Genomic DNA, 13,894 nt, shown 5'->3' on the forward strand with positions numbered 1-13,894 from the left:
GGCACCTCATGTCTACCCGTCCTTCGCGGGACGGGTCTGCAGCCGATAGCGGTCCCGCGCGTCCAGCGTCAGGGTGAGGTCGTCGATCAACGGGTCCAGGAACTCGGTGCGGTAGTCGGGATCACCGGCGGCACGCGCGCTGATGTACATGAAGGTCAGCGCTCCGAGGAACATGCTCGTCTGGATCAGTGCCTGGGGAATGGGCAGCGTCATCCCCAAGATCACCCCGTCGCTGGCGCCGTTGCGCGTCCACTCGGCCAGCAGCTTCGGTGTCAACAGGATCAGCCCCAGCACCGCGAAGACCAGGGGGGTGATGACGGACACCACCAGCACCTGGACCACCTGCGTCATCACCAGGACGAACACCACATTGATGCGTTCCAGCCGGGACAGATGCACCCGCCGAACGGGCCCGGGCAGGCCGTGGAAGGGCGTGCCGAGGAGGGCGCCGTCGATTTTGGGCGGGCGGGTGGAGGACAACAGGATCGGCCGGACGCGTTCGATGGTCGCGGAGGTGATGAACGCCACCGCGATGGCAGCGAGAAACAACAGCGCCAACCACATCCGCGGCCGGGGGACATACGCCGCCATCAGCCACACGTAGGTGTTGAAGAACACCAGCACGGTCAGCAGGATGACCGGCAACGCGCGGGCCAGCAGGCCACCCATCTGCGTCAGGTTGTGCAGCGTCGCGCTGATCGCCAGGCCGAGGATCGAGCCGATGCCGGTGGCGGTCAGCACCAGGATGACCGCGATGATCGCGCCCGTCAGCAGCAGGTCGGGGACGACGTAGGGGGACGGTCCACCGACGACGGTGCCGACCAGGCTCACCAGCAGTGCCACCATCGTGGCGACGGTGCGCCCGCGCATGCTGCTGATCCGCGACACCCGCCACGCGACGACCGCGGCGACCGGCAGCACGAGGACCAGCAACGCCAGGATGAACCATTCGCTGCGGGTGGGCGTGCCGTCGATGGCGACGGTGTGCTTCCCGGTGAGGGCGACGACGGCCACCGAGTTGGCCATGAACACGGCGAGCGCCGCGAAGGCCGGGGCGCCGCGCTGCCAGAGGTTGCGGGCCAGTACCCCGGGCCGCAACACGGTGGGCAACCCGCGTCGCAGAAACCAGGCGTGCGCCTCGACCGGGTCCAATCTGGCCTCCATCATCTAGCCCTACCTGACATCGACCGGGTGCGCGTCGCTAGGGTTGCAACTTATGCAACGGATTATCGGAACTGAGGTGGAATACGGCATCTCGTCGCCGACGGATCCCACCGCGAATCCGATCCTCACCTCCACGCAGGCCGTGCTCGCCTACGCCGCCGCGGCCGGTTTGCAGCGGGCCAAGCGCACCCGGTGGGACTACGAGGTCGAGTCCCCGCTGCGCGACGCCCGCGGCTTCGACCTGTCCCGCGCGTCGGGACCGCCGCCGATCATCGACGCCGATGAGGTCGGCGCAGCCAACATGATCCTCACCAACGGCGCCCGGCTCTACGTCGATCACGCCCACCCGGAGTATTCGGCCCCCGAATGCACCGACCCGCTCGACGCCGTGATCTGGGACAAGGCCGGCGAACGGGTGATGGAGGCCGCAGCCCGGCATGTGGCCAGCGTGCCCGGGGCGGCGAAACTGCAGCTCTACAAGAACAACATCGACAACAAGGGTGCGTCCTACGGATCGCACGAGAACTATCTGATGAGCCGGCAGACCCCGTTCTCGGCGGTGATCGCCGGACTCACACCGTTTTTCGTGTCCCGGCAGGTGTTCACCGGGTCGGGCCGGGTCGGTATCGGACCCTCGGGTGACGAGCCCGGATTCCAGTTGTCCCAGCGCGCCGACTACATCGAGGTCGAGGTCGGCCTGGAGACCACCCTCAAGCGCGGCATCATCAACACCCGCGACGAGCCGCACGCCGACGCCGACAAATACCGGCGCCTGCACGTCATCATCGGGGACGCCAACCTCGCGGAGACCTCGACCTACCTCAAGGTGGGCACCACCTCGCTGGTGCTCGACCTCATCGAATCCGGGGTGGATCTGTCCGATCTGGCGCTGGCCCGCCCCGTACACGCCGTGCACGTGGTCAGCCGGGACCCGTCCCTGCGCGCCACGATTGCGCTGGCCGACGGCCGCGAGCTGACCGCTCTTGCGCTGCAACGCATCTACCTGGAGCGGGTGGGCAAGCTGCTGGACAGTCGCGACCCCGATCCGCGCGCCAGTCATGTCGTGCAGACCTGGGCCGAGGTGCTCGATCTGCTGGAGCGCGACCCGATGGAATGCGCGGAGATCCTGGACTGGCCCGCCAAGCTGCGCCTGCTGGAAGGTTTCCGGCAGCGGGAGAACCTGTCCTGGTCCGCGCCGCGCCTGCATCTGGTCGACCTGCAGTACTCCGATGTGCGCCTGGACAAGGGTCTGTATAACCGGCTGGTGGCACGTGGGTCGATGAAACGCCTGGTCAGCGAGCAGCAGGTGCTGGACGCCGTCGACAATCCGCCGACCGACACCCGGGCCTACTTCCGCGGTGAGTGCCTGCGCCGGTTCGGTGCCGACATCGCCGCCGCGAGCTGGGATTCGGTCATCTTCGACCTGGGCGGCGATTCGCTCGTCCGGATTCCCACCCTGGAGCCCCTGCGGGGCAGCAAGGCTCACGTGGGGGCGTTGCTGGATTCGGTGGACAGTGCCGCCGAATTGGTGGAACAGCTCACCACGTAAGTACTTGCTATACCGGGCAGGACGCGTGTCGACCGGTAGTGTGAAAGAACCGATCGTGCAATCAGGAGGCGGCGATGGCTCAGGAACAGACCAAGCGTGGCGGTGGTGGCGGTGAGGATGACGATGTCACCGGTACGACGGCCGCCGGCCAGGAGCGTCGCGAGAAGCTGACCGAGGAGACCGACGACCTTCTCGACGAGATCGACGACGTGCTGGAGGAGAACGCTGAGGACTTCGTGCGCGCGTATGTCCAAAAGGGCGGCCAGTGACGGCCCGGTTCGACAAGCCCTCCGACCGCCTCGACCTCTCCTCATCTCGGCTCAATCTGTCCTCGTTCAGCGAATTCTTGAGCCATCAGGCTCCGCATCTGCTGCCGATGGCGGGTGACCGCGTGGTGGGGTCCGGGTCGGACCTGCCGCACGGCACCACAATCGTGGCGCTGAAGTACCCCGGCGGGGTGCTGATCGCGGGCGACCGGCGGGCCACCCAGGGCAACATGATCGCCAGTCGCGATGTCGAGAAGGTGCACATCGCCGACGATTACACCGCGACGGGCATCGCGGGCACCGCGGCGATCGCCGTCGAGTTCGCGCGGCTCTACGCGGTAGAGCTGGAGCACTACGAGAAGGTCGAGGGTGTCCCGCTGACCTTCAAGGGCAAGGTGAACCGGTTGGCCACCATGGTGCGAGGCAATCTCGGTGCGGCACTTCAAGGTTTCGTCGCCCTGCCGTTGTTGGTCGGCTTCGACGTCGATGACCCCGATCCGGCGAACGCCGGACGGATCGTCTCCTTCGATGCCGCGGGCGGCTGGAATCTCGAGCAGGAGGGCTACCAATCGGTGGGCTCCGGATCACTGTTCGCCAGGTCGTCGGTCAAGAAGCTGTATCCACAAGTGACGGATGCGGATTCGGCCCTCAAAGTCGCCATCGAGTCGCTCTATGACGCCGCCGACGACGACTCGGCCACCGGCGGCCCCGATCTGACCCGCGGGATCTATCCAACCGCGGTGCTGCTGCGGGCCGAAGGCGCCGAGGAGGTCACCGAGGAACGTATTGCCGGCCTGGCCCGCGAGGTCATCGCGGCGCGGACCCGTGAGGGTGGTGTGGGCTGATGAGCTTCCCGTACTTCATTTCGCCCGAGCAGGCGATGCGTGAACGTTCCGAGCTTGCGCGCAAAGGCATTTCGCGAGGTCGCAGTGTCATCGCGCTGGCCTACGACGGCGGCGTGCTGTTCGTGGCCGAGAACCCGTCGCGTTCGCTGCAGAAGGTCAGCGAACTCTACGACCGGGTCGGGTTCGCCGCGGTGGGCCGGTTCAACGAGTTCGACAACCTGCGTCGTGGCGGCATCCAATTCGCCGACACCCGCGGATACGCCTATGACCGGCGCGACGTGACCGGCCGGCAGCTGGCCAACGTATACGCCCAGACCCTCGGCACCATCTTCACCGAACAGGCCAAGCCGTACGAGGTGGAACTGTGTGTCGCGGAGGTCGAGCACTTCGGCGAGAGCAAAGCGCCCGAGTTGTACCGCATCACCTATGACGGATCCATCGCTGACGAGCCCCATTTCGTGGTGATGGGCGGTACCACCGAACCGATCTCGGCCGCGCTCAACGAGTCCTACACCGAGAACGCCGTGCTGTCTGACGCCGTGCGGATCGCGGTGGAAGCACTGCACGCCGGTGGCGACGAGCAACGTGTGCTCGGGCCGTCCACCCTGGAGGTGGCGATCCTGGACGCCAACCGGCCCCGCCGCGCGTTCCGGCGGATCACGGGCACGGCGCTGGAAGCTCTTCTTCCGTCGGGAAACACTCCCGAGTAGCTGAGGCGATATCGCCAGCAGGCGACCGGTTCCGAGGTGATAATCACTTGACCGTCAGCAATGTGTTGACGGCCGAGTGACGTTCACAAAAGGACCCGCACCGAGATGAGTACTTCTCGTACCCAGGCATCGGTGTCGTGGTTGCGACGATTCGCCCGGACCACCCCCGGAGTGGTCACCATCATCGTCGTCGTGGTGGTGGCCGGAGCCCTGATCGCCGCGGCCATTTCGGCCATTCAGCTCAACGGCCGGATTGCCGAACGCAACGCGATCCTCGAACGGTCCGAGCCCCTGGCCTATGCCGCGCACAATCTCTACGCGGCCCTGTCCACCGCCGACGCCGCCGCTGTGTCGGCGTTCCTGTCCAACGAGATCGACACCGGCCCCATGCGCGTGCGCTACCAGCAGGCCCTGGCCGACGCCGCGGCCGCGCTGGCCGATGCGACGGCCGGGGCCACCGACGCCGAGATGCGGACCGCGATGGCCGAGATCTCGGCGCAGATGTCGGCCTACACGGGGCTGGTCGAGGCTGCGCGCGCCAACGACCGGCAAGGGTTTCCCGTCGGCTCCGCCTACCTCGGCGAGGCGTCCTCGCTGATGCAGACGGGGCTGTTGCCCGCCGCCGAACGCATCTACAGCCGTGACACGGCGAACGTCGACGAAGATCAGCGCGCGGTCGGCTCGATCCCGGTGCTGGGGCTGATCCTGATGGTGTTCGGCTTGATCGCGGTGGTGGCCGGATCGGTGATCCTCTACCGCAGGACGAACCGGCTGTTCAACGTCGGACTGGTCGTCGCGGCCGTCGCGGTACTGCTGGCCGCCGGATGGCTGGTCGTTGCCACCCAACTGGCGGCCGTCGACATCGGCCAGAGCCGCTCCGCGGGCACCGAACGCTTCGCGCAACTGGCCAAAGCCCGGATCCTGGCGCTGCAGACCAGGACCGGCGAGACCCTACAGTTGGTCGCCCGCGGCGATATCGGCACCAGCAACGCCGCCTTCGACAAGAACATCGCGGAACTGAACACGTTGCTCGCGGGCGGACCGGTGGCCACGGTGGACGGGGTGGCGAAATGGACTGCCAGCCACCACAAGCACGCCGACATCTACTCTTCCGGTGACTACCCCGGCGCGGTGGCCCAAGCCATCGGCAACGACCCGAATGCGTCGGCCGCGCAGTTCGACGTCGTGGACACCAGCTTGCGCGCCGAATTGCAGAACACCCGCGCCGTCCTGCGGGGCGAGGTCGCCAGCGCGGGTCACCGACTGGCCTGGAGCCCCACGGCGACACTGGTGCTGTTGGTCATCGCCGCCGCCGCTGCCGTGATCGGCCTGTGGCCACGCCTCAAGGAGTTCCTGTGAGAACCCGAATCATCCTGGCAATGGTGGCAATCGGAGTGGCTGCCGGGTGCGGGTCGGCCGGCGAACCGGTCTCGGTCAGCGTCGCGCCGGTCGATGCCAGACCGGCCGGGGTCGCCGAGGTCAGCACCGCACCCGCCGCCGTCGGCAATGACTGCGACAAGGAAGCCAGCCTGCGCCCGGGCCCCAAACCCGAGCCAGGCGCCATGCCTCCCGGTTCGACGATGGCGGCGATCGCCGCGCGTGGCCGGCTGATCGCCGGTGTGGACCAGAGCCAATACCTGTTCGGGTTCCGTGACCCGGTGACCGGGCGGCTGGAAGGTTTCGATGTCGAGATCGCGCGCGAGATCGCGCGTGCCATCTTCGGCGATCCCAACCGGGTCGAGTTCCGCGTCGTCGACGCCGGCCAACGGGAAGCGGTACTGCAATCCGGCGACGTCGACGTGGTGGTCCGTACGTTCTCGATCAACTGCGCACGCAAGAAGAACGTGGCCTTCTCGACCGTGTATTTCAACGCCGACCAGCGCATCCTGGTGCGCAAGAATTCGGGTATCGACTCCGCGGCGGGCCTGGCCGGCAAGCGTGGCTGCGCGGTGTCGGGCACCACGTCGCTGGCCAAGCTCTACGGCCTGGACCCCCGGCCGATCGTGCTCGGGGCGCCGACCTGGACCGACTGCCTGGTGATGCTGCAACAAGGCCAGGTCGACGTCATCGGTACCGATGGTGTCGTGCTGGCCGGCCTGAAAAAGCAGGATCCCAACGTCGCAGTGGTCGGTCCAAGCCTCGGCGTCGAGCCGTACGGTGTCGGCATCAAGCTGCAGAACGAGGATCTGGTCCGGTTCGTCAACGGCGTGCTCGATCAGATCCGCTCCGACGGAACGTGGCAGCGCCTCTACGACCAGCTGCTGCAACCACTCGGTCCGTCACCGGGTCCGCCACCCGCGCGGTATCAGGATTGAGATGACCGCACTGAGCACCAAAGCCATCGACGGCGAAATCGCCACGCGCGCAGAGGAGATCGCTGCCATGTCGGCCACCATGGTCGAACTCGACAGCCATCCGGGGTTGTCACACGTCCGGTTGTATCCACCCACCGGGGAGACCGCCCGGCGCTGGACGGCGGTGGAGGGCGCGGTCACCCTGCTCTGGGAGGAACTGGGCCGGATGACCTCGATTCTGGACTCCGCCATGGCGGTCCGGGCCCGGCGGTCCAAACCGTCCGATGCCGACCGCGCCGAACTCACCCGTTGGCTGCGCGAGCGCCCGCTGGAAGTGTCGCGGCACCGGATTCCGTTGGCGAAACGGTCCCTGACGGGGTCCGGGGAGCTCGTCGAGTATGCAGGCCTGGCCGACACCGCCGAACGGATGCGTGCTGCCTACCCTGCGGTGGCCGAGTTCCTGGACGACGTGGACCGGGTCAATTCGCTTGTCGTGCAACGCCTTGCATCGGTACGAGACCGCCTCGAGGCCGCGGGTGCGCCCGAACCCGCCGGTATCGCCGACCTGTTGTCGGTCGCGGCCACCGATCCGCTGTCGCTGACACCCGCCATCATCGAGACCAGGGTGCGTGCCATCACCGTCGGCATCGAGAAGCACGCCGCGGAATGGGCGGCGCTGGCCGACGTCCGATCCAATTGGGCTGCGGCAGTGGACAAGACATCGCTGTCACTGGACACTTTGCGCGACGCAGCGCTGCGCCTGCAGCAGGTGCGCGAACGAGCCCAGCGGCACGTGCTGTCCGGTCCGATGCCCGTGCACCCGGACGTCGAACCCGGCCTTCGTGCCGAGCTCGCGGCGCTGACGGCGCCCGACCCGGCCGTGCTGCGGGCGCTGCAGCGGCGGATCGCCCAGGCCCAGCGCACTCTCGACGAGGACGAACAGCTGGCGCAGGGTCTCCTGGACCGCCGCGCCGAACTGGCCGGCCGCCTCGAGGTGTACCAGACCAAGGCCGCCCGGCTGGGCCTGGGGGAGGACCGGGATCTGTTGGCGTCCGGCGGGATTGCGTCCGGGTTGCTGTCCCGGCGGCCCTGCGACCTACGCGAGGTGACCCGGGCGATCACCGACTACCAGCAGATGCTCGTTCAGAAACGGGAGGCGGCCAGATGACATGTGCCGAGCCGGGCTGCGGCGGAACGATCGTCGACGGCTATTGCGACCTGTGTGGCACCGCACCCGCGGCCGCCCCGCAGGAGCCGGCGGCCACCGCCGCGTCGCGGGAGGCCGTGGGCACCGCCGCGGCCACGAGGGGCAGTGTGTCCGCCCGTTCGGCCCGCACCGGCCGCACCGGGTCGTCGCGCTCGGCGAGTTCGCGGGGCCGCCTCGGTGCGGGCGTGGTCACCATGCCGCGGATTCCCAAGGGCGATCCCGTCGCCGCCATCATGGTCGACCCGAAGGTGCCCGAAGGCAGCCGCTTCTGCGGAAATCCCGAGTGCCACAAACCCGTCGGACGCGGCCGCGACGGGACGCCGGGGCGCCCGGACGGGTTCTGCACGGCGTGCGGCGCCCGCTACTCCTTCGTCCCCATGCTGTCCCGCGGCGACCTGGTGGCCGGTCAGTATGAGGTGCAGGGCTGCCTGGCGCACGGCGGCCTGGGTTGGATCTACCTGGCCATCGACCGCAACGTGCACAATCGCTGGGTCGTCCTCAAGGGCCTGCTGAACTCTGGTGACAAGGACGCGATGGCCGCCGCGGCCGCCGAGGTGCTCGCGCTGGCCGAGGTGGAACACCCCAGCATCGTGCGCATCTACAACTTCGTCCAGCATCCCGATCCGTCCGGGGTGCCGGTCGGGTTCATCGTGATGGAGTACGTCGGCGGGACGTCGCTCAAACAGATTCGCAAGGCGCGCAACGGGCCCCTGCCGCCGGATCAGGCGGTGGCCTACATCGTGGAGATCGCACCGGCACTCGATTTCCTGCACGGCCAGGGCCTGGCCTACTGCGATTTCAAGCCCGACAATGTCATGCAGACCGACGAGCATCTCAAGCTGATCGACCTCGGCGCGGTCATCGCGATGGACGACCAGGAGAGCGCCATCTACGGGACCGTCGGCTACCAGGCACCCGAGATCGCGCGTACCGGGCCGACGGTGGCCAGCGACGTCTACACGGTGGGTCGCACCCTGGCGGTGCTGGTGATGGACGTGCCGCAGGAGAAGGGCCATTTCGTCGCCGAGTTGCCCGGGCCGGACACTGTGCCGGTACTGGCCGCCCACGAGTCCCTGCACCGGGTGATATCGCGCGCCACCGATCCCGATCCGGACCGTCGCTTCTCGTCCATGTCGGAACTGGCCGACCAGTTGACCGGCGTGCTGCACGAGATCGCCGCCGTCGACCGGGGCGAGCGTAGCGACGAGGGCGAGCGGGCGCCCAGGGTGTCGCTGAATTTCAGCCAGCAGCGCGGGGCATTCGGGATCGGCCGGGGCACCTTGGCCGACCGCTCGGAGGTGATCGAGGCGCTGCCGGTACCCAGCGTCGACGCGACCGATCCGGGGGCCGCGGTGCTGGCCACCACCAGCGGAACCCCGCCCGCTCAGCTGGAGCAGGCACTGCAGGTGGCCGGTGGCCGGGCGGGCTCGGTGGAGATTCCGCTGCGGTTGACCCGTGCCGACCTGGAGATGCGGTCGCCCGCGGCGGCCCGAAAACGGCTGGCGAAACTGGACGCCCTGATCCCCGGAGACTGGCGGTTGTCCTGGTATCGAGGCCAGGCCGCCTTGCTGGAAGGCAATTTCGACAACGCAGGCACCGAGTTCGAGACGGTGCTGGCGACCCTGCCCGGCGAGCTGGCGCCCAAGCTCGCACTGGCTGCGGTGGCCGAACTCAGCGGTGCGCTGGACGGCGCCGGGACCCGGTATTACGAGACGGTCTGGCGCACCGACCACGCTTATGTGAGCGCGGCTTTCGGGTTGGCACGCCGCCGGGCGCGCGCCGGAGACCGCACCGGGGCCATCACCACGCTCGATGAAGTGCCCTCGGCCTCAGCGTATTTCACGGCGGCGGGGGCGACGGCCATCGAGCTGCTGCTGGACGGACGCACCGCCGAGCAGCTGGACGAACCGGCCTTGGTGAACGCGGGTAACCGAGCGTCGGCCTGTGCGGTCGAGTCCTCGACCAAACGCGCGCTGATCGATCTGCGGGTGCTGAGCGCGGCGCTGGGCTGGCTGGAGGCCGGTCACACACCGACTGCGACCAAGCTGCTCGGGCAGTCGTTCGACATCCCCGGCATCCGGTCCGGGATGGAGCGCTGCTACCGCGATCTGGCCCAGGGCACGCGCAGCATGTGGGAGCGAATCGAATTGGTGGAGAAGGCGAACACCATCCGGCCGAGGACGCGCGTGTGACCGGGGGTGAGCGTGTGACCGGGGGCGAGTGCCCGCGCTGTGCGCAGCCCACCCGGCCCGCCGACCGGTTCTGCGAGAGCTGCGGTGCGGCACTGGCGACCGTCACCACCGTCGCCATCCCACGGACCGGCCGGGCCAGCGGCCCCTGCGCGGACTGCGGCGGCACGGTGGCCCCCGACGGGTACTGCACGGTGTGCGGTCAGCTGCGGGCCGAGCCCGACCGCGATGAGGTGGCCCTCGGCGGGATCGCCGTGATCACCGATCGCGGCATCGAACACGCCCGCAACGAAGATGCCGCGGCCGCAGGCATTCTCGCGGCCAACGCAGACGACGCCGGCGGGCGGCCGCACGCCGTCGCCGTCGTGGTGTGCGACGGCGTGTCCAGCTCGATCAATCCGCAGGTGGCCTCGGCGGCCGCCGTCGCGGCGGGCGTCGCCTCGATCCTGGACTCGCTGTCGGGTTCCGGTGACACCGCGGCGGCCATGTTCGCCGGGATGGCCGCCGCAGCGCGGGCGGCCGCACAACCAGAACCGCAATCTGGTGTCGCCGGATCGTGCACGTTCACCGCTGTCATCGTGATCCCGGCGGACGGGGGGACCGCCCAGGTGACCGTCGGCAACGTCGGGGACAGCCGGTCGTACTGGCTGCCCGACGCGCCCGCCCTCGCGCGGCAATTGACTGTCGACGATTCGCTGGCGCAGGAGCTGATCAACGCCGGCGCCGCACCGCAATCCGAAGCCGTGCTGCGCGGCGCACACACGCTGACGCGTTGGCTGGGGGCGGATTCGGAGCCGACGCCGTGGGGTGAGACCAGCGTGCGCACCCTCACCGTGACCGGTCCGGGGGCTCTCGTGGTGTGCAGCGACGGCCTGTGGAACTACCTGCCCGAGGCCGATGGCCTCCGCGAATTCTGCACCGGCACCGACGTGGTGTCGGCGGCCCGCGCACTGACCGACCATGCCCTGCGGTCCGGCGGCCAGGACAACATCACCGTCGCGGTGATCCCGATCGGAGGAAGTAGATGAGTTCACCTGAGCCGCAACCTATCTCGGTGGAGGTCGACCACAACCACTACATCGCCGAGGGGTCCGGGAACGTCGACGCGATAGTCAGCGTCACCGTCCCCGACGATGCTGCGGTGGCCGGCGACACCGATCGGGTCGAGGCGATCATCATCGACTGTTCCACCTCGATGCGCTCGCCTGCGACCAAGTTCGACGAGGCCAAGCGAGCCACCGCCGCGGCAATCGGCGAACTCGTCGACGGCACCTACTTCACCATCATCGCCGGCACCGAACGGGCCACCTACGCCTATCCGCTGGACGGCTGGCCGGTGCCGGCGTCCGACGCGACCCGGGCCGAAGCCCTGCGGGCGGTCGACGGGCTGCGTCCCAAGGGGGGCACCGCCATGGGCACCTGGCTGGCGCATGTCCGCAACGTCGTGGTGCAGCACCCCGGTGCCCTCATCCACGCGATCCTGCTCACCGACGGGAAGAACGAGCACGAGACCCCCGAGGCGCTGGGCGAGCAGATCGGCCTGGCCGAGGGCGAATTCACCTGCGACTGCCGCGGTGTCGGTACCGACTGGCAGGTCGAGGAACTGCGCGCCATCTCCTCGGCGCTGCTGGGCACCGTGGACATCGTGGCAGACCCGGAGGATCTCGCCGAAGACTTCGCGTCGATGATGCGGACATCGATGAGCAAGTCGATCGCGGGCCTGACCCTGCGGTTGTGGACCCCGGCGGGAGCCAGGGTGGTGTTCGTCAAACAGGTGGCGCCCACCGTGGAGGATCTGACGCACCGCAGGGTGGAGGCCGGCGCCCAGATCGGCGAGTACCCGTTGGGTTCCTGGGGTGCGGAGGAGCGCGACTACCACGTGCAGGTGGAGGTCGAACCCGCCGACGTCGGCCGGGAGAAGCTCGCTGCTCGGGTGAGTGTCGTTGCGGGCGAACAGATTCTGGGTCAGGGTCTGGTCAAGGCGGTGTGGACCGCCGACACCGCGCTCTCTGCGGTGATCAGCCGCCGGGTCGCGCACTACACCGGACAGGCCGAGCTGGCCGAGGCCGTCCAGGAAGGCCTGAGCGCCCGCAAGGACGGCGACGTGAAGACGGCGACGGCCCGGCTGCAGCGGGCCATGGACCTCGCCGTGGAATCGGGCAACACCGGGACGGCGAAGCTGTTGCGCGGCGTGGTCGAGGTAGACCAGCGCACCGGCACCGTGGCGCTGCGCCGTGAGGTAGCCGCGGCGGATGAGATGGCACTGGATGCACGGTCCACCAAAACCGCACGGGTGCGCAAAGATTCAGGAGACAGCTGATGCCGATCTGCGTCGACGGGCACACCTCGGTTGCCGAGGACTTCTGCGACGTCTGCGGGTCTCCCATCGGTGATCCGGCCGTGGCGGAGCCAGCTGCGGCAGTCGCCGCCCGGCAATGCCCGGCCTGTGCGGCGCCCATCACCGGCAGGTTCTGCGAGGCCTGCGGCCACGATTCGGCGCTGCCGCCACCCAGCGCGCAGTCTTCGGCGGCGGTGGCCTGGACCGCCGTCGTCGCCGCCGATCGGGAGTTCTACGAGCGGGTGCTGGCCCGCGAAGGGCCCGACACCGTGGACTTCCCGGCGTACTTCCCCGAACGCCGGATCAGCCTGGACCAGGAGGTCACGCTGATCGGCCGGCGCAACCCCGACAAGGGGGTGGATCCGCAGATCGACCTCGCCCTGCACCCGGCCGACCGTGGCGTGTCCACCCAGCACGCGGTGCTGCGGCTGGGAACCACCGGCTTGAGCGTCACCGACATCGGGTCCACCAACGGCACCAGCCTCAACGGCAGCGACGACCGGCTGCCCGAGGGAGTGGAGACGCCGCTGGCCGACGGTGACCGCATCCATGTCGGTGCGTGGACCACGATCACCGTCGTGCGGGTCAGTTGAGCGCGTTGATCACGGCTTCGCCCTCGACCCGGCCGCGATAGAGCCCCCACAGCCTGTCCGCCAGATCGTCGGGGTCGAGCAGCGCCGCCGAGACCCCGAAGTCCTGGCCACCGGCGGTCATCGCGGCGTGGATGTCACTACGGTCGATCAGCCCACCGATGGTGAGGGTGCCCGCGTAGACCCCCTCGGCGGCCAGCGCGGCGTGCAGCGTGAGGGCGTAGGTGCGCAGTGCCGCCGACATCAGGGCCAGCCCGCCCAGCGGCGGCATCGGTACGACGCTGCTGAGTCCGCCCGCGAACAGCAGTCCGCCGTCGCCACGTGCGCGCAGTTCCGGGAGCAGCACCGAGGCGAAATCGACCGCGGGAAGCACACCGGCGAGCGCCGCACGGGCTCCATCGGCGTCCAGTCCGGTGATATCGGTGAGCGGCATGGTTGCGGCCGGACCGTAGTAACCGACGTCGATGCGCCCGAATCGTCGGCGGGCGGCGTCGATCGCCGAGCGCAGGGAAGCCGGATCGGTCGCGTCGGCGGTGAATGCGGCCGCGTCGACGCCGGCATCGGTCAGCGACGCCAGGTAATCGCCGTGCCGGGTGGCACTGCGGGAGGCGAGCGCGACCGCATAGCCCTCACGGCCGAAGCGGTGCGCCACCGAGAGGGCGAGCCCGCAGCCGGCACCCAGGACGAACAGGACGGGGGAACGGCTGACCACGGCCGCCGCCGAGCTGTTCGCCGAGCGCGG

The 13,894-nt window shown here is 68.9% G+C and carries 13 protein-coding genes; 11 read left to right on the forward strand and 2 right to left on the reverse strand.

Annotation, left to right across the window (positions count from 1 at the left end):
- Window positions 1-12: 12 nt before the first annotated feature.
- On the reverse strand, window positions 13-1,167 hold the full coding sequence (locus tag AC1DY7_RS19320) for a hypothetical protein (RefSeq protein ID WP_477495318.1): 1,155 nt from the start codon (window positions 1,165-1,167) through the stop codon (window positions 13-15).
- Between the two features lie 49 nt (window positions 1,168-1,216).
- On the opposite strand from AC1DY7_RS19320, the gene dop reads away from it, so the two are divergent.
- The 11 genes from dop (at window position 1,217) to AC1DY7_RS19375 (ending at window position 13,155) form a co-directional block, all read left to right on the forward strand.
- The gene (gene dop, locus AC1DY7_RS19325; RefSeq protein WP_477495319.1) at window positions 1,217-2,713 is read left to right on the forward strand and encodes a depupylase/deamidase Dop; all 1,497 of its coding nucleotides are present in this window, start codon (window positions 1,217-1,219) and stop codon (window positions 2,711-2,713) included.
- A 74-nt stretch (window positions 2,714-2,787) separates the two neighbouring features.
- Window positions 2,788-2,982: a ubiquitin-like protein Pup gene (locus AC1DY7_RS19330; protein WP_477495320.1), complete on the forward strand. Its 195-nt coding sequence runs from the start codon at window positions 2,788-2,790 to the stop codon at window positions 2,980-2,982.
- Complete coding sequence (gene prcB, locus AC1DY7_RS19335; protein WP_477495321.1) at window positions 2,979-3,824, forward strand: proteasome subunit beta; 846 nt, start codon at window positions 2,979-2,981, stop codon at window positions 3,822-3,824. Before AC1DY7_RS19330 ends, prcB begins: the two co-directional genes overlap by 4 nt.
- A complete protein-coding gene (prcA, locus tag AC1DY7_RS19340) occupies window positions 3,824-4,534 on the forward strand; it encodes a proteasome subunit alpha (RefSeq protein ID WP_477495322.1) in 711 nt (236 codons plus the stop codon). Before prcB ends, prcA begins: the two co-directional genes overlap by 1 nt.
- A gap of 105 nt (window positions 4,535-4,639) precedes the next feature.
- Window positions 4,640-5,893 (forward strand): hypothetical protein, encoded by a 1,254-nt coding sequence (locus tag AC1DY7_RS19345; protein WP_477495323.1) that lies wholly within the window; start codon window positions 4,640-4,642, stop codon window positions 5,891-5,893.
- A gap of 20 nt (window positions 5,894-5,913) precedes the next feature.
- Entirely contained in the window at window positions 5,914-6,849 is a 936-nt protein-coding gene (locus AC1DY7_RS19350; protein WP_477495549.1) for a glutamate ABC transporter substrate-binding protein, read from the forward strand.
- A 1-nt stretch (window position 6,850) separates the two neighbouring features.
- On the forward strand, window positions 6,851-7,996 hold the full coding sequence (locus tag AC1DY7_RS19355) for a hypothetical protein (protein ID WP_477495324.1): 1,146 nt from the start codon (window positions 6,851-6,853) through the stop codon (window positions 7,994-7,996).
- Window positions 7,993-10,227, forward strand: a complete 2,235-nt coding sequence (locus tag AC1DY7_RS19360) for a serine/threonine-protein kinase (RefSeq protein WP_477495325.1) — start codon at window positions 7,993-7,995, stop codon at window positions 10,225-10,227. Before AC1DY7_RS19355 ends, AC1DY7_RS19360 begins: the two co-directional genes overlap by 4 nt.
- Window positions 10,228-10,241: 14 nt before the next feature.
- Complete coding sequence (locus AC1DY7_RS19365) at window positions 10,242-11,252, forward strand: protein serine/threonine phosphatase 2C family protein (RefSeq protein WP_477495326.1); 1,011 nt, start codon at window positions 10,242-10,244, stop codon at window positions 11,250-11,252.
- Window positions 11,249-12,544: a vWA domain-containing protein gene (locus AC1DY7_RS19370; protein WP_477495327.1), complete on the forward strand. Its 1,296-nt coding sequence runs from the start codon at window positions 11,249-11,251 to the stop codon at window positions 12,542-12,544. The genes AC1DY7_RS19365 and AC1DY7_RS19370 overlap by 4 nt, the downstream gene beginning before the upstream one ends.
- Window positions 12,544-13,155, forward strand: a complete 612-nt coding sequence (locus tag AC1DY7_RS19375) for an FHA domain-containing protein (protein ID WP_477495328.1) — start codon at window positions 12,544-12,546, stop codon at window positions 13,153-13,155. The genes AC1DY7_RS19370 and AC1DY7_RS19375 overlap by 1 nt, the downstream gene beginning before the upstream one ends.
- On the opposite strand, the gene AC1DY7_RS19380 is transcribed toward AC1DY7_RS19375, so the two are convergent.
- Complete coding sequence (locus AC1DY7_RS19380; protein WP_477495550.1) at window positions 13,148-13,864, reverse strand: SDR family NAD(P)-dependent oxidoreductase; 717 nt, start codon at window positions 13,862-13,864, stop codon at window positions 13,148-13,150. The genes AC1DY7_RS19375 and AC1DY7_RS19380 overlap by 8 nt on opposite strands.
- Between the last annotated feature and the right edge of the window lie 30 nt (window positions 13,865-13,894).

The sequence above is a fragment of the Mycobacterium sp. P2_H7 genome (assembly GCF_056403275.1).